The sequence below is a fragment of the Amycolatopsis sp. NPDC051373 genome, from assembly GCF_040689465.1.
GTDB lineage: Bacteria > Actinomycetota > Actinomycetes > Mycobacteriales > Pseudonocardiaceae > Amycolatopsis.
On the sequence record NZ_JBFBAE010000005.1, the window covers coordinates 73,763 to 95,559 of the forward strand.

2 protein-coding genes are annotated in these 21,797 nt (G+C 69.8%); both read left to right on the plus strand.

Going from position 1 to position 21,797, the window contains the following annotated elements; genetic code table 11:
- Positions 1 to 2: 2 nt before the first annotated feature.
- A complete protein-coding gene (locus AB0383_RS10845; RefSeq protein ID WP_366186605.1) occupies positions 3 to 21,269 on the plus strand; it encodes a TcdA/TcdB catalytic glycosyltransferase domain-containing protein in 21,267 nt (7,088 codons plus the stop codon).
- Entirely contained in the window at positions 21,259 to 21,783 is a 525-nt protein-coding gene (locus tag AB0383_RS10850; protein ID WP_364170044.1) for a type VII secretion system-associated protein, read from the plus strand. The genes AB0383_RS10845 and AB0383_RS10850 overlap by 11 nt, the downstream gene beginning before the upstream one ends.
- The last annotated feature ends 14 nt before the right edge of the window (positions 21,784 to 21,797 follow it).

The following is a 21,797-nucleotide window of genomic DNA, read 5'->3' on the forward strand; positions in this document are numbered from 1 at the left end:
TGATGGTGGATCCAAGCCTGAACTGGATCTTCTACATCATCGCGGGTGACGCCTGGCCGCAGGGCGACGAGGACGCCATGCGCGCGCTGGCCGACGAGTGGGACGATGTCGCCCGGCGCGTGGCCGAAGCGGGCACCGGCTTCAACCAGATCGCGGGCCGCGTGGCCGCGAACGTCGGCGGCGACGTGCAGAAGAACTTCGTCGACTTCGCCAACAACCTCGGCACGATGGGCACGGACTTCATCGCGGCCGCGCAGGGCCAGGCGCAGGCGCTGCGGGCGCAGGCGCTCGACGTCGAGAAGTCCAAGTACAGCATGTTGATCGCCATCGCGATCACGGCCGCCGACATCATCTGGGCGATGTCGAACCCGTTCACGATGCCGCTGGTGCCGGAGATCTTCGCGGCGGGGCGCACCGCCATCGTGGAGATCGAGCGGACGCTCATGCAGCGCCTGATGAACCTCGCGACGCACCTCGCGGAGGCCGCCGCGGAGGAGGCAGCGGAAGAGATCGCGGAAGAGATGCTCGCGCAGGTCATCCAGATCGCGCAAGGCAACCGCCACGGCCTCGACGGCAAGGCCATCATGCAGTCCGGCGTCCTGGGCGGCATCGGCGGCGCGTTCGCCCACAATTTCCACGGCGCCATGAACAAGTTCGACAACAAGTTCGGCACCAAGTTCGGCAAGAACGTCTGGGGCGCCGCCGCCAACGAGGCCACCACCGAAGTCGTCGTCGGCGGCGCCGGCGCCGCCATCTTCGGCGGCGACACCGACAGCCTCGGCTGGGGCGCCCTCAACGGCGGCCTCTCCGGCGCCGCCTCCCACGGCGCCCACCACGCCGGCCAATCCCTCCACGACAAACTGAACGCCGGCGGCGACGGCCCGACGGCCAAAGGCCCGAACGGTCCGGGGGATCTGGGCGGGATCAGCGGGAATCCGGGTTTGGAGAACCTGTCGGTGCCTCCGCCTCCGCCCCCGCCCCCGGCTGCCGGCGGTTCTGGCGGCAACGGCTCTGGTGCCTCCGGCGGCTCTGGCGGCAACGACGGCTCGGTTGGCTCTGGCGGCTCTGCCGGCGCCGGTGGCAACAACGGCTCTGTCGCCAACTCGGGCGGTGGCGCCAACTCCGGCTCCGGCGACACGGGCGGCGCCAACTCCGGCTCCGGCAACAACACCGCCGGCGGCAACACTGGCGGCGCGAACACCAGCGGCGGCACAACCGGCGGAACCAACTCGAGCAACGGCGCAACCGGCGGCGCGAACACCGGCAGCGGCGCGAACTCGGGCGCTGGCAACACTGGGACTGGGACTGGGAACGCGGGCAACACCGGCGCGGGCAACACAGGTGGCGGCAACACGGGCAACACGGGCGCCGGCAGTTCCGGCAACGCGGGTGCAGGAAACACCGGCAACGCCGGGGCCGGTGGCACCGGCAACCCTGGTGGCGGTGTCACGGGCGCCGGTAACACCGGTAACACGGGTGTAGGTAATGGAAATGCCGATGGCGGCAACGCCGGTGGGAGCAACACTGGCAACGTCAGCGCCGGCAACACCGGCAACACGAGCGGCGGCAACTCCAGCTCAGGCAACACAAACACCAGCACCGGCAACACCGGCCCGGCCGGCAACACCGGAGCCGCAAACACCAGCACCGGCAACACCGGCCCGGCCGGCAACACCGGAGCCGCAAACACCAGCACCGGCAACACCGGCCCGGCCGGCAACACCGGAGCCGCAAACACCAGCGGCGACAACTCCGGCGCCAACAGCAACACCGGCACCGGAAACACCGGCTCCACCGGCGGCCTCAACGGCAACCCGAACACCGGCGCAAGCAACACGGGCACTGGCAACACCAACTCGGGTGTGGGCAACACCGGCACGGGTAACACGAACATCGGCACAAACAACACCGGCGCGAACGGCTCCGGCACCAACACCGGCACAAACAACACCGGCGCGAACGGCTCCGGCACCAACACCGGCACAAACAACACCGGCGACACTTCGGTACCGCCGCCATCAGCGCCGAACTCGGTCAACACCGGCAGCCCGGTGCCGCCGCCCTCGGTCCCGGGCGGCGTCAACTCCGACACCGGCCACACAGCCGCCCCACCGCCCTCCACCGCCGGCGACCACTCGGCCACCCAGAACGACCCCGGCCTCCCCGGCTTCGGCGGCAACCAGAACACCGGCGCTCCGCCCAACACCCCCACCAACGGCAATGCCACCCAGACCCCGAACACCACCACCGGCCCCAACACCACCAACACCGGCACAGGCTCGAACACCTCGGGCACCAACGTGAGTTCGAACAGCAACATCAACACCATCCCGAACGCGACCTCGGGCAACACAAGTTCGAACAACAACATCACCAGTGGGCCAAACAACACCGCCGCCACCACCGCGGGTCCGAACATCAACACCGGCACGGGCCCGAACAACACCTCAGGCACTGCGGGTTCGAACAGCAACATCGGCGCCGGTCCGAACACCAACACGGGTTCGAATGCCGACACCAGTACCGGTCCGAATGCCGCCTCGGGTACCAACACGGGTCCGAATAGCAACACCGGCACCGGCCCTAACACCGCCTCCGGCACCCTCACAGGTTCGAACAACAACACCGGCCTCAACACCAACGCGAACCCGAACACCACCGGGAACACCAAGACCACCCCGAACACGACCTCCGACCCAACGTCGACCAAGTCGGTGCCGCCTCCGGTGGCCGGCAGCGTCGGTGGCGTCAAGTCGACTTCGGGACCCGATCAGACCCCGGGGAACATCTCCACCGGCCCGAACGCCAAGACCAGCTCCGACGGCCCGAACCTCACCCCGGCCGTCCAGCCGAACACTTCCCCGACGCCCGCACCCCAGAACCTCACCCCCACGCCGGCGCCGAACCAGAACACTTCGCGCTCGCCGACTCCGTCCGAGAACACTTCTCCATCGGCGAATCGGGCCGGGAACACTTCGCTCTCGCCCACTCCGGCCGAAAACACCTCACCGGCTCCCAAGTCGAGCGAGAACCTCTCGCCGAACCCGAACCTGGCGACGAACCCGAACGTCTCGCCGACCCCAGCGCCAACCTCGTTGAAGACCTCACCGACCCCGACGCCGGACATCAAGACCGAGACCGACTCCGACTCGGCTACCGACATCAATGTCGACCCGAAGCAGGATCTGGCCACAGACACCAAGTCCGAGACCGCTGTCGACTCGGCGAGTGATGTCAAGACCGAGCCGAACTCGAACCTGACGACCGACACAAACGCCGACCCCAAGGAGGACTCGGCCACTGACATCAGGTCCGACCCCACGCCGGATTCGGACACCAAGACCAACACCAACACCAACCCCGAGACCAACACCAATCAGAACCCAGCCGCCAACCAGGACCCAGCCGCCAACCAGGACCCAGCCACCAACCCCACCCCCCGCCGCAACCGCCACACCCCCGCCGAAGCGCCCAGCAAGCAGGGCCCCGCCAAGACGGACCCGAACACCCGCGACACCGGCCTGGTCGAAGCGGCACTCCGCAGCGCACACTTCCAATCCGCCAAAGTGGACAGTGCGAAACCCTTCCTCACCAAGGCCGACATCAAAGCCGCGACCGACTCGCTCATCACCAAGGTCACCGAGAACCCCGGCAACTTCGACTTCACCTCGCTCAAGCCCAACGGCCTCGGCGACTGGGCGGTCAAGAACCTCGACTCCCGTCAGCTCAAGGACATAGCGCCGGACCTGGAGCCGGAAAACAAAGACGCCGATGACGCGACGCACATTCGCACCTGGCGCAAGGCCGTGTCGCAGGACTTGGCCGGGCCGTCGGGCAAGCGGTGGCAGGATGTGCGCACTGCGGTGAGCGGCAAGCTGTCCGACGGCGACCGTCAGGTGCTGGACCACATCACGACCGAGGTCAACGAGAACGGCGAGCTGCCGACGTCCGCGGACCTGGTCGTCAAGGGGCTGCGGACGCCGTCGTGGCATGACTCTGTCGTCGGGAAGCGGTTGCCGCAGGCGGTGGCGCATGCGTTGGACGTGCGGTTGATCGTGGAGCGGGGCGGGCCGGATCACACGTCGCGCTACGGGAGTGAGAACAATCCCGAGGTGCGCGTTCGCAACCAGGACGGGCAGTTCGGGGCGCTGGGCGGGCCGTCGCGGCGGGAGATGGTGCGCGGGTTCGAGGCGGCGCTGAGCGACCTCGACGCCGACCAGGTGCGCGACATCGTGGTGGACCTCGCGACGAACCAGCGCGACAACGACGTCAACGATCCCGCCGCGCGGTTCGAACGCATGCGGCAGGCGCTGGTCCAAGGCAACTCCGACGTCCTGACCAACGACCTCAACAAAGACTTCCTCGAAGGCGCCAAACGCATCCTGCGCCTCAAGCAGGCCGTGGCCTACCCCGGCGGCCCGAACGAGTTCACGAAGGCGTTGCGGGACAAGCGAAACGACGTCACCACCCGCATCGGCGACCTCAAGGCCGAGGGCAACACCCTGGCCAAGCGCTTCCTCGGTGAAGACCAGGACACGCGCGACCAGCGCGAACAGCTGATCACCAGTCTCGAGCAGATGCAGGAGGAGCTCACGAGCCGCATCCTGCTGCTGGCGGCCGACAAGCGGACCCTCGACAACCTGTACCTGCTCGACCAGCACGTCGACGGCCCCGACGCCGACAACCTCGCCCGGCTGCGGCCCAACCAGCTCAAGTCGCTCGACACGCACCTCAACCAGCAGATCGACGCCGCCACCAAGGCCGGCTTCGACACCACGCACCTGAAGACGCTGCAGCAGCGCGTGCAGGACGAGCCGACCGTGCGCCAGCTCGTGAACAACATTCCGGTCACCGGCACCCAGCACTTCGAGAACCTCGCCGAGCAGACCGCCGACAGCCTGGCAAGCCTGCGCGAGGACCAGAAGAACGTCGCGCTCGACACGGGCCTGTGGAGCTTCCTCAACCACCTCGACACGAAGGAGAACGCCGACTACCGCGCCCAGCTCGACCAGGAGATCAGCCAGACCGAGGACCACCTGTCGGATCTGCAGCGCAAGATCGACCTGATCAAGAATCCCGACTACGGCATCCGCATCTCCCGCAGTGCGCGCATCTTCAACAACATGCAGCACCTGGAGACGTTGACCACGGAGGGTAAAGCCAAGGCGGCGGCGGAAAAGGCGGCACTCGCGGCCAACCGGAACCCGAACCCGGAGTCCACACCGGACATCAGGCCGGTGGAAGGTCCCACGCCCGGCCCGAAGTCCACAACGGACACTGACCAGGACCAGCACGTCAACCAGGACATAGACCAACACTCGAGCCAGGACAACAACCAAGACTCCACTCAGGACCAGAGTCCGGACAACAACCAGGACCCAACCCCCGCCGACCTCGGGCCCGACCTCGAACGCGAAGTCTTCGAGTCCTCCCTCTACGGCATGGACCGCTCGGGCCTCAACGCGCTCCACACCCTCTACCTCGACGACCCCATGCGCCTCCCCGAGGTCCAGAAGATCCTCAAGTACGACAAGATCGCCCTCTCCGAAGGCGGTCTCGACGGCCACCTGAAGAACCTGCAGACCTCGATCGACGACGTCACCAAAGACCTGCAGGGCCTCAAGAACGTCAAGGACCAGCTGCCCAACCGCCTGAAGACGGACTCGATGATCCGCGACCAGGCCGAGCGCAACCAGCAGCGCGAGTTCCTCAACCGGCGCCTCGACCGCCTCAACCAGCAGGTCGAACAGCTCAACCAGAACCGCGCCGCCGTGCTCACCGTTTACGGGCTGCACGTCGGCAACGACCCGAAGTCGTGGGGCTGGCGTCAGGTCGGCGACCAGGACCTGCCGGCGATCGCCAACCACGTCGCGCAGCAGATCACCGCCGCGCAGCTAGTGGGGGACCCGACCGAGCACCTCGAGAATCTGCTCGAGACCGTCACGAACATGATGGTCAACGGCCGTCCGCCGGCGCCGTTCTCGCCCTCGGGTGCGCCGCCGAAGCCGCACAGTGACAACAACCGGCCGAACCCCGGGCAGTCGCCCAAGGATCTCCCCGGTCCCAAGGACTGGGGCAACCGGCGCGACACGGCGCCGTCGTCACGGCTCGTGCTGGAGCGGTTCGACCCGAAGAAGGCGATCGCGCAACAGTTCTCCGGCAACCGCGACGGCCTGAAGGACGGCCAGCTCGAAGGCGCCGTGATGCACATCCGCTACGACGTGCGCCGCTTCGAGACCTCACCCGGCAACTGGGTGCGCGAGTTCACCGTGCCGCTGGACCTCACGTCGTCGTCGAACTCCGTCTCGATCGACCAGCGCAACCAGCTCGCGCAGGCCCTGCAGAACCACCTCGACAACACCGTCAACCAGCACTACCGCCTGCCCAATGGCGACCAGCTCCACATCACCGTCGACGCCCGCGCCAACAACACCGTCGACCCTGCCGACGACAACTGGACCTCGGACCCGTCACGCAGCGTCCCGGTCAACATTCACGACACCGCTGTGGACCCCAAAGCGCCTCGCACCAACCAGACCAACTGGGACGTCAACGACAACCCCACCGGCCTCACCCACGAGGTCATGCACTTCCTCGGCCTCGGCGAGGGCTACCGGAACGACACGCTGCTGTTCAATCGCACCGACCAGCCCGGCGTGATGGGCCGCGATGCCTGGTCCGACACGTCGCTCACCGACGACAACCTGGCCAAGATCGAGGACATCTCGAACCAGGCCGTGATCCACGACCACCACCTCGGCGACCCGGACGCGAAGCCGAACCGCCCGTACCAGCCGCCGCAACGCGCCACCGAGTCCACTTCGGACCACCCGAACCTCCACACCCCGACCGAAGCGCCGAGCACCACGGTCGACATCAACGGCAAAACCCTCACCGTGCAGCACGGCACGGTGATCCCTCGTGACGTCCTGCGCCCCGCGCAGGGCACGATGCTCGGCACCCACGGCATCGAGGGCGTCTACGTCGGCGGCCACGAAGGTCCCGACAACTTCCGCCGCGCCGTCATCGCGAGCATCTCGCAGGACGCGCCCAGGGAACACCAGCGCATCACCACGAACCTCCGCGCCAACACCGACACCGACCTCGACGCCATCGCCCGCGCCGCCAACCTCCGCGTTCACGTCCTGGAACAGAACGGCAGCTGGACCAGCCACGGCCCCGAAACCGGCCGCCCGGTCCACATCGCCAAGGCCGAAGTGGACGGCAAGGACAGCTACCTCGGTACGAAGGAAGACGTCCACATCGGACGCCAGAACGTCAGCTACCCCGGCCCGTCGGTCGTGCTGACGAAGAAGGACCTCGCGGCCAACACGTTCGACCGCGAGAAGCGCAAGGTCCTCAACCGCGGCGAGTTCGAGATCGAGACGATCCGCGGTGAGCAGTACGTGCGGATGTACACCGCGGTACTCAACCCGGCGAAGCCCGGATCGTTCAAGGATGTGCACCAGGACGACGAGGGCAACGTCAACGTCTTCGGCGGCGCCGGCAAGGCCGACATCTTCTGGGTGGGCGGCGGACGGCCCATGCGCGCGGTGCAGTGGACGTCGAAGTACGAGACCGACCCGAACTACCAGCCGGGCATGCAGCCGGTGCTGCGTTCGTTCCTGGTGCCGCTCGACACGTTCACCAAGGTCAGCCGCGAAGCGACAGTCGAGGCGCTGCCGGACAACAAGCTCGCCATGAACGTGGACCAGACCGGTGATGTCAACCAGTTCGGCCTGCGCGGCGAGCACTTCACCGCCATGCGCGACGCCGCGCTCAAAGGTTCGCTCGTCACCTACTCCGCCAACCAGACCTACGACCACTCCGAGCTGGCCGGCCGCCAGGAGGACATCGCCGACCTCTACTCGCGGCTCGGCCTGCCGCCCGATTTCCAGTCCGACGCGCTGGGCAAGGACAACGACCCGTGGTTCGGCTGGACGACCGACAAGGGCCAGGAACGCAAGTACTTCCGCAACGACCCGCAGGACCTGCGGGCGCTGGCCACGAAGCTCTCGGACCTCTACCACACGCACCAGGAACTGAAGGGCGGGAAATCCTGGGACGCGTACTTCACACCGCACTCCGACTCGATCCCCAGTGACAAGGAGAAGCCCGGCAAGGACGGTGGGAAGCAGGCCCCGCCGAGCACCGTCGAGCAGCGCCGCCAGGACCTCAACGTCTTCCTCAACACCCGGGGCCCGTCCGGTTCGGTCGTCAAGCAGCTCACCGACGGGATCGGCCGCACGCTCGGCGAGAAGCTCGACCAGGGCCCGGGCACGGTGGCGCTCGACGGCATCAAGGTGCGCGATGAGGTCCTGACGGCCGCGAAGAACCTCGGCGGCATCCTCAAGGACGTCGTCAACAAGGAGTTCCGGGCACTGCACACAAACCCGGTCACCAAGTTCGTCTCGCCCGACGCCAAGATCGAGACGATCGCCAAGATGCGCGAGGTGATGGCGAACGAGGAGCTCGTGGCCGCCATCGCCAAGAACACGGCCGACCAGCTGGTGACCACGACGCTCGATTCCCTGGGCGCGAATCGCGGGGTCGACGGCTTCAAGCAGAAGCTGACCACGGCCGTCGAAAACGCCGTGAAGCAGCAGTTCACCGTCACCGACGGGAAGTTCAGCGACAAGGTCGAGCAAGGGTTCGCGGACAACGAGGGTGCGAAGAAGAACTACTTCGCCGGCAACCGCGCCGATGCCGTCGCGGCCGAGGTCTCGGCCGCTCTGAAGAACGCCGACCTGGCCCAGGACGCGAGGGATTCCGGCCTCGGGTTCGACCGGGAGACCGTGAAGCAGCGCCTGTCCGACGGCGTACTACCCGACGCCGTCTCCGAAGTGACGACGCAGCACCTCGTCGGCCTCGACTCGAAGCAGCTGCAGGAAGTGTTCGAGAACGGTTTGCAGGACGCGGCGGCCAAGGTGCGCACGAGCATGGACAAGGACCCCGTGCTCAAGTTCACCACCACCGCGCAGCGCGAGGCCCTCGCCGACGAAGCCGCGAGGGTGCTAAACCCCGAGACGGTCAAGGGCATCACGTTCAAGCCCGTGACGCAGGAAGACGTCGACGCGTTCATGGCGAAGGTGCCCGACTACGCCACTCAGGCGGAGATCGGCGCGGCCATCGCCACCGACGAGAAGCGCGTGAAGGTCGACTTCAACACCCGCGAGAACGCCTATGACCCCGCCACCAAGCAGGTCGACTCGAAGACGTTCGACAACGAGTACGGCGCCTGGTCGCAGGGCGCGACCCGCGGCCACACGCAGTTCCACCCGGCCGGTGAGTTCGGCCGGCACCAGGACATCGGCCGCGGCCTTGACACAGTGATCGGCGACGAGCTCGCGAAGACCGACGACGACCACCGCGGTGCCCAGCGGATCCTCGACCACCTCGTCACCCGGCTCGACAGCCGGCCGGACGGCAGCACGCCAGACGCCCACGAGTCGATCGTGCGCAAGTTCAACGAGGTCGTGAAGGCCGAGGGCAAGCACAACCGCTACCGCACCGGGACCAAGGCGAACCCGAACACCTTTGGGGAACACGCCCAGATGGTGCTCAACCAGTACCTGCGCCTCACCCGAGGCGAACACGACGCCGACCGGTTCGTGCCCCGCGAGACGCTGGCCAAGGCGATCCTGTTCCACGACATGGAGAAGCTGAACTCCAAGAACCAGTACGGCGCCGGGCAGGAGCAGCACGACAACGAGCCGGAGCACCGCGGCGCCGTCGAGCAGATGAACCGCCACGAAGGCCTGTGGAACTCCGCCCGCGATTTCCGCATCGCCCGCGAAATGGTGGACGCCGACCCGTTCGGCTTCTACTTCCGCGGCAAGGACGTCAGCGCCCAGCAGGTGCACGATTTCATCGAGAACCTCGCGAAGGACGTCGGCCGGCCCGGCGGCGGGCCGGTGCGGGCCACCGACGTGAAGAAGCTGTTCGACGAGTTCCACCAGTACTACCAGGCCGATTTCTCGTCGTACTTCGCCGACAGCCACTTCGTCCACAATGGCAAGGTCGAGGCCTTCGGCGCCAAGTCGGCCCTGTCGGGGATCAAGGAGGAGCGGAAGAACGGCCCGCTCGTCACCACGGACGGTGGCCACCGCTTCGAGTACGACCCGGACTACGCGCAGAAGTACGACGAGCTCAAGCAGCTTTTCGACGACGACGTGCGGCGGGAGCAGGAAGAGCAGGAACGCGTTGTCACCGTCGCCGACGACGATCCGGTGCCCGACACCCGCTCGCTCACCGACCGGTTGCCCGAGTACGCCAAGAAGGGCGAGGCCCTCGGCTCACTCGTGCCGATGAACCCGCACGGCGTGAAGCAGGTCGGCGACACCATCAAGCGCCTGGTCACGTCACTCGACTCCCGCAGGAACCCGCCGGACCCGGTGGGCATCGACGCCATCACCGGCACGCTCGACAGCGCCGCCTTCGAGTCGTTCCTCGGACCGGGCCGCAAGTCCATGGTGCGCGTCGGGGAGAAGTGGTACGAGGTCCACGTGCGGGCCGAGCTCGACCTGGACGCGGTGCAGGCCGACGAGATCGCGAAGCAGCCGCACGCCACGATCAGCGACGTCAACGACCAGACGCAGGCCACGCACGCCCAAGGCCAGAACGACACGATCGCGCGGACCGTGGGCACGTCGTACTTCGCGCTGATCCCGCCCGGCGCCTACGTGTCGGTCGCGCCCATGGTGCAGCTCGCGACGGCGGCGCAGACGCACACGTCCACCGTCACGGGCACCGAGCAGCGGGTGGTGCGCTCGGCCGGCGACGTGGACGGTGCCGACGTCAACGTGAAGTACTCGATCACCGTCACCGACCAGGTCGGCGGGCTCACCGGGTCCACTGTGGACGGCAAGGTTTCGCTGCTGTGGTCGCAGGACCTCGGCAACCTCGAGCCGGACGCCGAGGCCAAGGGTGACCCGAAGCCCGGCTGGGCCGAGAACATCGAGCTGCTCGCGCCCGAAGCCGTGCTGCTCGACGAGCAGGCACTGTTCGACAAGGTGGCCAAGCGGCTGCACCCCTCGGTCACGAAGTTCGGGGCGCCCGGGCGCCAGGCGTTGCGCGAGTTCGTCAGCGGCGGTGGGATCCGGGGTGTCCTCGGTACGGCGTTGCAGGGCGGCCCGGTCGTGTCCAGCGACCTGCTCAGCCCCCACGGCAGCCACCGCGACGCCGTGCAGCTGCAGGCGCGGCCGAAGGACGTCGAGCTCGTCGGCGTGGTGCCGGGGGACAGCGAGCTGCGGTTCAACGACTCGTCGGTGAACGGCGGGGCGACGGCGGCGGCGTCGAAGTCCGGAATGGACCTGTCCGTGACCGTCGGCGGTGGCTCTTACCTGCCGGGCAAGGTCGGTGGCCTCGTCGGCGTCAGCGGGTCCGTCTCGTCGAAGGTCACCGAGACGGCGATGGGCGGCACCAGCGTCACGGCGAAGAACACGGTGGAAGCCAAGGGCGACATCGGGATCTACAAGGTGAAGGTGGACGTCGACGTCGTCACCTCGGCCGGTGAGGTCGAGACCGTCGAGGCGACCGCGTACGTCCGCATGGGGCTGCCCGAGGCGAAGGCCCAAGGCCTGCCCGTGCCGGCGGACACGCGCGAGAAGCTCACCGACGTCGGCAAGCGCTACGAGCCGCCCTACCTCGCCGCGGCCGCCGCCGCGGGCCACGTGCGCACCGGCTCGTTCACGCCGGCCGCGAAGGTACAGCCGCAAATCGAAAACGCGCTTCGCGACCGGCCCGGCATGGCGAAGTTCCTGCCGCGCTGGGACAAGTTCCAGGCCGACGACAAGAGCTCCAGCCGCGACATCGCGGAGCGCTTCGCCAACCTGCGCAAGCTCACGGCCACGTTCTCACCCGCGGCACTCAAGGCCAAAATGGACACTCTGCTCGGCCCCGGCGTGTCCGTGCAGCTGAAGCGGCGCGGCCTGTTCACCGACGAGTACATCAGCGTCACGGTGAAGGCCAAGCTGTCGCCGGGTCGGCACCTCGGGCAGGCCACCGGGCGCTCGGTCAAGGGCTCGGTCGCCACGGCGCCGTCGCTGAGCAGTGCGACCACTGTGGACAAGAGCTGGTCGGTCGGGCTGGAAGGCCGCATGGTCATCCCGCAGCCCACGGCGATCGCGAGCTCCAGCATCAGCCCCGCGGTCGTGCCGATCCAGTACTCCGACGCGTACAGCTGGAAGAACTCCGGCGGCCCCACCGTCACGACCACCACGAGCCTTTCCGGCAGCCCCGACTCGCAAGTGTTCGAGCACGACGTGGAGTTCGAGGTCGAGATCACCAGCTACACCCGCAACCGCCCGTGGGTGAAGCGCCTGACGCCGGGTTCGCCGTTCCGCGTGACGCCCAAGGTGTCCACTGTGGCCAAGACCGGAGACCCGGCGCTGCCGAAGATCTCCGGCAAGGTCGACCTGTGGGTCAACGACGGTTCGGCGCTGAAGAAGGACCCCGGCGACTTCCTGCCCGGCAAGCCCGGCACCACCGTGCTGAACAAGAACGACACCCCGACGATCGATGACATGCTGGCCGGCCCCCAGCCCGACCAGCCGAAGTTTCTGCACGTCGAAGCGGTCACCAACACCGAGGCCCTGCGCGACGAGGCCCTGCGCCAGCTGGAGCGCGCGTCCGACGGCGACGGCGTGCTCGGCCTGTCCGGCGGCGAGGCCCGCAAGCGCGTGGACCGGATGTTCTCGCCCGAGACGTTCCGCGGCGGCCTGCCGAAGTTCCTGCGCCAGGGCGCGCGGGCCGGCGGCTTCCGCTACGAACGGCGCGTGGCCGACCGCGTCGGCGGGCTCGGCATGAACGTGGCGCTCAGCAACCCGAAGGTCGTCGTGGCGTCCGACGCGGGCGGAAGCGAGACCACGTTCGCCGGTGGCGCGAAGGCCGCGTTCGAGCAGACGCACAAGCAGGCGCTCGAGGGCAACGTGCAACTCGGCGTCACCATCCGGCCGGACGGCAGCATGGCCGCCGCCCACGGTCAGGGGCAGGTCTACGCGTCGGCCAAGTGGAGCCCGTGGACCCGCACATCGGGCGGCTCGAAGGAGGTCAGCGCGAGCGTCGACCACCTCAATCGGGCCAATGCCAAGGGCCGCACCGTGCTCGTGCAGTACGACGCCGACGTGCGGCTGGTCGCCGAGACGCGCCAGGAGAGCCTGGTCAACGGCTCGACCTCACGTGCCGGCGCCGACGTGAAGCTGCCCGGCGCGGTGTACGTGCGCATGTCCGAGGACCAGGCCCGCGAACAGGGCCTGCTGCCGAAGGTCGAGCCGCGCACCGAGCCGCCGGGCAAAATGGCGCCGCCCGCGCTCGTCGGCCGCGACTCCAGCGCGCTGGGCGCTGCCGTGGTCGAGGACGCGCCCGACCTGTCGCAGCTCGTGCGCGACGCCCGGGCCGCGCTGGGCCGCACCGGCGACAAGCTGCTGCCGAAATCGGTGCTCGACGACTCCATGACCAACTTGCAGCGCACGCTCGATCTCGCGTCGCCCGACGCCGTCACGTCCCTTGTGGACAGTGCGCTCGACGGTGGCGCGCCCCTGCTGCTGCACGACGCCGGCGTGCTGTCCACCGACACCTACCAGGTGCTCCTGAAAGCGACGATCACCGACACCGAGTTCCTCGACGTCGTCCACGACGGCGGCGAGATCGACCACGTCGTGAGCGCCGCCGTGACGGACAAGGAGAACGCCGGCCACGGCTCGTCCTACGGCGGCCAGTTCCGCGGCGCAGGGCGTGGCCTGTTCAGCGACACCAAGCCGGACGTGAGTGGCTACGAGGGTCTCACACTCGGCGTGTCCGGCTCGAAGACGAAAACCGACCAGACGGTGTCGGCCACCGCGACGACCAAGGGCTCCAAGGCTTCGCAGAGCGGCCCTGCCGTGCGCCACCGCCACAAGGTGAAGTTCGAGCTCGTGGTGCAGCGCGGCGGCAAGACCTACCCGGTCACCGCGCAGAACGCGAACGTGACCGTGCGCTCCGCGGCCGACGACCACAAGATCAGCACCGAGGGCCAGGCGCTGAAGGCCCACGAGCCGCGCACGACCGAGCTCACCGCCGCCGACGCGACACCCGAGAAGCTCGCCGAATGGCAGGCCCAAGGCGTGGGCAAGCTGCCGCCGTCGGCGCACACCGAGGGCGTGCGTGGGTCTGCCGCCGTGCAGGCCGGGGCCGAGCGCGCGCTGCGGCTCGCCGGCGCCGGCAACAGCCTCACCGGCCGGGGCACCGGCGCCAACAACACGCTGGTCACGTCGCTGACCAACGAGATCCTGCAGGGCCACCTGCCGAACATGCTCGACGGCCCGCAAGCCGCACCCGACCTCCACGAAGCGTCGCTGATCAAGAACGGCCACGGCAGCGTGAAGGTCTACTCGCGCCTGGTCAAGCCCGACCTCACGGCCCTGAGTGACACCGTGAAGCTGGAGCGCACCGACCAGACCACGGCCACGTTCACGGGCGAGGCGAAGGAGGCGCTCAGCGGCGAGAACCAGTACCTGCCCGGCGTCGGCGGCGTCACCGACCCGAAGGACAACTCGCACTCGTGGAGCGGCGCGGACATCCGCAACCCGGCCGCGATGAGCGATCCGACGGCGACTGTCGCGGGTGGACAGCGGTCCACCGTCGCGAAGCCGAAGGGCCGCAGTGGGCTCGTCGGGTTCGACGTGGAGTACCGGGTGGTCGCCGACCTCGGTGGCGGTCGCACGGCGGCCGTCGAGGTGAAGGTGCCGGCGTCGGCCCTGGTCCGCATGTCCGATGTGGACCTCGAAAAGCTGCTGGGCGAAGCGCTGCCGGACGCGATCACCAAGGCACAGGACGCGGTGAAGGACGCGGCCTCGGACTGGCGCAAGGCGGAGGAGGCCGTGGAGACGGCCCAGCACGAAGCCGATGACCGCTGGCTCGACGAGCGGGACAGCGTCAAGACGTTGACCAAGGACGCGAACGGGCTGGCCGTCGAGACCGACGCCGACCCCGTGCGCGAGCTGCGCCAGGCCCTGGCCGACGCGGAGAACGACGCCAAGGACGCCGGGCGTGAGCTGCGCGAGGGCAACGCCGAGATCACGCGGCTGCAGGACGTCCCGGAACAGGCGCTGGCCCTGGCGTCGGTCACCGACGAGGGCTCGCCCGAGCGGCAGCAGCTGCTGGACCAGGTCGCCCGCGCGGAGCAGGGCGTGCGCGACATCCGCGCCGCGCAGCCCGGGCTCGTGCGGCGCCGCCAGGACGCGCAGGACCGCGCGGAGCAGCTGGCCAACGTCCTCGACTCCTACCGAAACGACAACTCCGACTTCACCTCCCGCCGTGAAGACGCGCTGCGCCAGGTCCGGGAGGCGCGCGAGAAGGCCGACGAGGCGCGCAAGAAGTGGTGGCAGGCCAAGGAAGAGGTCGACTGGCGGCTCGCCACGCACCTGTGGCCGGCCAAGAAGGTCGAGTCCCGTTTCGACCCGCGTTCGACCGAGCACGTTGTCGAGGCCCCGGACACCGCACCCGACACTGGGCCCGCGACGATCTCCGGCTGGGACGTCAACGCGGACCGGCCGTACGGCTTCGACGTCAACGACGTTCAGCTGCATCAGGTCACGGACCGCTCGGGCAAGGTCGTCGCGGTGTCGTTCCTGCCGGCGGCGGAGCAGACGTCCGCGGTCGAGCACGACTGGATTGCCGACAACTCCGGTGAGGTCTCTTCGCTCGACGAGGGCGTGACGACGAAGACGCTCGACCCGGTCGTTGCCGAGGCTCGCCGCCACGGAACCACGCCTGACCTGGGCGGACGTCAATTCGGTGACTGGGCCGCGAAGTCGCCCGCGCCGTGGGGCACCGACACCGGCGACACGTTCTTCGTCTTCGCCCACGGCAAACCACAGTCGGTGAAGCTGACGCTGGTCGGCGGGCAGACCGTGCGGGTGGACGGCACGACGTTCGCGCGGATCGTCGCCAACTCGGCGCCGTTCGCGCAGGCCGGGCCCAAGTCGTCGGTCACGCTCATCGCGTGCAGCACCGGCCAAACCGACGGTCCCGGCGGCGTGGCCCACGACTTCCAGCGCGCGCTGAGCGACCTCGGTGGGCCGGCGACGGTGCACGCGCCGACGAAACCCACGCTGTTCGGTCGCGACACCGCGACGCTGGGCAAGGCGCTCGGCTCCACCGGCGCGTTCACCGCGGTCACGGACGGCGGGCACTTCCGGACGTTCGGTGGCAAGCCGGGTGACGAGGCGATCGTCGCCCTCGTGCACGAACTCGACACCAACCCCCGCACCGAACCGCCGGCCGGGCCGATCTCGCCGGCGGACCACGACGGCACGCTCGCGCTCGCGTCCACAGTGGAGCGGCAGCTGGCCGACACCGCCGCCCGCACCGGCGAGCTGCGGCTCACCGACGTCCACGACCTCGTGGCCCGCCACGAGCGGCCCGACGTCGTCTACTCGGCCGTGCTCACCCACCTGGCCTCGGGCAACACGCCGGTGCACACCGTGGTCGACGCCCGCCGCGACCCGGACACCGGAGAGTGGACGCGCGTGCCGCTGCCGCCGATGGCGCGTGGCCTGATCACGGTGACGGGCAAGGGCACCTGGAGCACCGATGAGCTGGCCCGGCCCGCTCGGCTCAACCCCGCGTGGACCGAAGGCCCGGCGCGCGAGACCACCCACCCGCGGCCCGACGCCGCGCACTACGCCGAGACGCTCGCCGAGCACCACCTCGACGGCGAGCCGCTGCCGGCGGTCACCGTGCCCGCGGACCGCGTGGACCACTTCAAGGCCGACGTCACGCGCCTGCTGGGCGAGCGCGGCTTCGGCGACCTGGCGTTCGACCACTTGGTGCACGCCGACCACACGCGCCTGACCGGCGAGGTTGTCGGCGAACCGGGCATGACAATCGACTTCGCGCCCGGCGCGGTCACCACGACCGTGCTGACCGACCACACCGGCACCGCGCGCGGGCTGACGTTCCTCGACCCCGCGGAGGCCGCGAAGGTTCAGACCTGGCTGCGGCAGACCGGGGGCGAGAACCTGGTGGTCGAAGCCGACCCGGACGAGATGCGTGCCTTCGCCACCGGCGCGGCGAACGACCTGCGCGGCCGCGGGCCCGGCGACGGCGGCATCCCCGTGCGCACACCGTGGGCCGACGAATTGGCCGAGGGCCGCACGTTTCTCGTCACCGGCCACGGCGAGGAAACCCGCGTGAAGGTCGCCGTGACCGGCCCGGACGGCACGCGGCGCGAGGTCTACGTCGACGGCGAGACGCTCGCCCAGATCGTCACGGCGTCGCCCGAGTTCACCGACGCGCAGCCGGATTCGGTCACGCTGTTCCAGTGCGCGGCGGCCCGGCGGCTCGGCCCCGGCGGGGTCGCGCACGACTTCCAGGCGGCGCTCGAAGCCCGTGGCGGGCCGTCGATCGTGCACGCGGCCACCGATTCCGTGCTGGCCAACCACCGCGACGACAGCCCCGACGACGAACCGTCGGCCCCGCTCTTCGGCGCTCGCGACGACGCGTTCACCGCCGTTGTCCGCGGCGGGCACTGGGAGACGCTCGGCCGTCCCCTCGACGCGGACGCCGTGGTCGACGAGCTCACGAACGCGTTGCTCAAGAACTGGCGCTACGCCCGGGTTCCCGCCACGGGAGGCCCGGTCCGCCTCGCCGACCGCGCCCGCACGCTGTACCTGGCGGCCGAGGTCGTGAACGCCGTCTACGACCGTGCGCCCGACGACGAGGTGCAGGCGCTGCTCGGCCGGCACGAGGATCCCGAGCTGCTCGCCGCCGTGGTCAACGAGTACCTACGGGCGACGGTCACGCCCGACGAGGTGCCGCCGTACACCTCCGCCGCCGAGCTCACCCAGGACCTGCGCGCGGCCTCGGCCGGCCACGGACCGGCGCCGGACGGCGCGCCACTGCTCGGCCCCGACCTGTTCGGCCTCTACCGCGCGCCGGAGCCGCCCGGCTTCCTGCGTGGCCACGACTACTCGAACCTCACCGCGGGCCAGGGCCTCGCGCTGCTCGACACACTTGACCTGACCCGGGGCGTGCCGGTGCTGCGCGACCACGCGGACCCGGCGAACCTGCCCGACCTGAGGGACTGGACGATCGAGCACACCCGCGCCGACGACCGGCTGTCCGCGTGGGCGCCCGGCGACGTCGAGCCGTTGGAAAAGACCACGTCGACGCCGCTGCTCATGCACGCCATCTGGCTCGGCGGGCCGCTGCGCGACGCCGGCACGATGCGTGCGTTCCGCGAGAACTTCGGCGGCGCGGCCGCGCGGCTGCACGACGGTGTCGTGCCCGTGCTGTGGACGGACGTCCCGCGTTCGCAGATCGAGCTCGCGCTGACAACCGAGCCGCCGGCCGAAGGCCCCGACCCGCTGGCCGACGTGCGCGACTTCGTGAACTGGGCGCAGCAGCACCACGTGCGGCTCGTGAACGTCGACGAGGTGTTCTCGAGCGAGAACCCCATGCTGCTCAACGAGTTCTACCACTCCGAGACCGGCAAGCTGACCGGTCCGGGCTACGCGGCGGCCAGCGACATCCTTCGCATGGAGCTGATGAACCGCTTCGGTGGCCTCTACACCGACGGCGACAACGTGGTGGAAAGCCTTGAGGACCTGTTCCACGCGGCGACCTCGCGCGAGGGCTACGCGACGCACCGCATCGGCATGAACGTGGCCAACTCGGCGTTCGCGATGAGCAAGGGGCACCCGTTCGCTCGCGTGCACCTCGACGTCGTGCGCGAGAACTACGGCAAGACGCAGCGCAACCTCCTGCCGCCCGAGGCGTACGACCTCCCGCCGGCGTTCTTCCAAATGCCGCAGGGGCGCGTGCACCGCAACTCGATCATCGTTCGCACCGGGCCCTCGGCGCTGTCGGGCACTGCGCGGCGCATCGGCCTGCCGTCGGCGTTCGAACTGCCTGAGATGACCGACATCCGGATGAACAGCGACGGCAGCTGGCTCAAGCCGCCGGCCGTGGGGGCGCGACCGGTGTCGGGGCGCGACGAGACGCTGGAGCTGACCCAGCACGTGGTGCAGAGCCTGGTGCGCGGGCTGTACAACCGCGCCGGTGACCTGCACCTGACCGCGGTCGAGCCGGCCGTGCGCCGCCACGCCGACCCGGACCTGGTGTGGGACGCGGCGCTGGCGTTCCTCGCGGCGGACCCGGACCTGGCGCCGCTCGTGCGCACGGTGACCGACCAGCACACCTACACCGGGACCGACCACGACGTGCGGCTGCCGGCTTCCGCGCGGGCTTTGCTCGACATCGATTCCGACCGGGTGCACCGCACGCTGGGCGAGGTCCAGCACGGGGCTACGCTGCGGAACCCGGACGACGCCGTGTTGGTGTCCGATGTGGACAATCCAGTGGAGATCGGCGCGCGGGAGCTGGCGCGGGCGTTGCGGGCGGTCGACGGTGAGCCGCCCGCGATCCACGTGACCGGCGGCGACCGTGCGCAGGCACGCGAGGCCGCGCGGGCGCTGGCCGGGCACCTCGGGCGTGAGCTGGGTGATCGCGACCTGCTGGCGCGGGTGCCGGTGAAGATCCGGGTCGCCGAGGGTTCGGGTGTCACGGTGTCGTTCCGGCCGGTGCGGGGTGCCGCGGTGGAGTTCTCGCTTGGTTCATCGGCCGCTCCCGCCGTGTTCGGCGGTGTCGACGGGCAGCCGTACTCCTCGGATTCGGTGCCGTTCAGTGGCTACCGCGGTGCGAACCCCGGCGTGGTCACGAAGATCGACACCCTGCCCGAAGGCAGTGCCGAGCTGACGCAGGCGGCGGACCGGCCGCCGACGCTCGTGCTCGCGTCGGGTGCGCTGGCGGACGAGTTCACGCAGCACGTGCGATCGTCCGGAATGGACCTTCCGGTGCACGCCACGCCCACGCCGTCGCCCGACAACGTCGTGGACACCTTCCCGGCCGTCTCCTACCTGGTTTCCGGTGACCACACGCTGACCGAAGACGACCGGCGCACGATCGCCGAACTCGGCCAGGCTGCCGAACACGGCTGGTGGTACCGGCCGTCGATCCCGGCCGGCCCGGTGAGTCTCGACGACCGCACCGGCACGTTGGCGCTGCTCAGCGGCGCGGTCACCGCGTTGCGTTCGGGCGGGACGGCGCTCGACCTCACGGCCGCCGCCGACGTCGTGGCCCGCCACGAGCAGCCTGATCTCCTGTGGACGGCGGCGCTGGAGCTGGCGTCGCGCAACGTCGACGTGCGGAACGTGATCGACCACCGGCTCGTCGACGGACGCTGGCAGCAGGTCCGGCTGCCGGAGTCGGCACGTGAGCGGTTCACGGTGACGGGCAAGGGCGTCTGGCGCGGCGGCGCGGTGTCCCGGCCCGTGCGCCTGAACACCCAGCCCGGCCCGGCGAGCGACTTCGACGTCGAACCGGTGTCGCTGCCGCTCGACGAGTCCGTCGCGCGGTGGATCGCGGAGTCGACAGTGGAACGCGCGGCCGACGGACTGCCGGCGCCTCGCGCCCAGGTGAGCGGCCCGGACGACGTGCGCGTCCAGTTCGCCGCGCAGGTCCAGGCTTTGCTGGCGGACCTGACGCCGGCCGGGGTCACGCCGCACGCGGCGGCCTCGATCGTGACCACCGGCCCGGGTGCCGAGGCCATGGCAACGATCTCGCTGCCTGCGAACGCGGCACCGTCCACGCTGTCCGCCGCCGAAACCGCCGTCGCCGTGGGCCTGGCCGAGGAGTACACGCTCCTGCAGCTCCACGGCGTCGCCGACACCGTGCTCGCCAAGCCCGGCCGTGCCGCGGAAGCGCTGCTGGACCTGGCCAACGAGGTCGCCCACGGCACGGACGTCGGCCGGGCCGCCGACGCCGTCGAGGTCCTCGACCGCCACGGCGCCCTCGACGCCGCGTTGGACAACGGCCTGCTCCTCGCCCAGTTCCGCAAGATCCTGGGCCACGCGGACGCCGAGTCCTACGCCCGCGACCTCGCCACGGCGATTCGCGCGTTCGCCTCGGAAAAGCTCGCGACGGACGTGCTGAAGGAAGCCGTGCGCGGCGCGCTGGAGGGCTGGCGCGGCGGGCCGGGTACGTTCGAGCAGCGCGTGGAGCGGACCCGCGACACGCTGTGGGTGATGCGGCGCCTGCACTTGAGCAGCCTGGCGTGGCTGAACCGCTGGCGCACCGCCGAGCACATCCGGCAGTACGCCGCGCGCATGAAGGAGCAGGCGGCGAAGCAGGACGTGATGCTGGCCAAGGTGGGTGAGGCGCAGGACGCCTTCCTCGCCTCGGTGGGCGAGCCGCACGCGAGCGGAGGAGGCGCCGGCGATGGCGAATGACCAGTGGGTGCTGCTCGTCGACCCGGCGTGGGCGCCGTCGTCCACCGACGACGGCGCCGAGGTCGCGGCCCCGCCGCTGGCCGCCGTCGTGGGTGGCTGGCTCGCCGGTGAGGACGGCGCGGTCGGCCGCTTCGAGGCGAACCCCGCCTACGAACCCTCGGGTCCTGGCTCGCCGAGCGACCCGCTCGACGCCGTGCTCCGCCTGGTCGCCCGCGGTGACGCCGAAGCCGACCAGCTCGCCGCGATCCTGCGGGAGTCGACTGTGTCGGTCGCCCTGGACGTGGACGACGTGCCGCTGGTGGCGCCTTCGCCGGACAACATCCCGTGCGTCCTCGCCACCACGGCCCCGGTGCACCGCACCCGCGTCCGCGCGGCCGGCTGGCTGCCCGTCGCCGCGCGCGACCTGCCCGCGTTGCTCGAGGCTCACAACGGCGTTGACCTGCTGCTGAACCCCGGCGCCCCAGGGTGCACCCGTCTGCTGGCCGACACCGTCCGGGACGCGCTGGCCGGCTGACCGTGTCACACTCG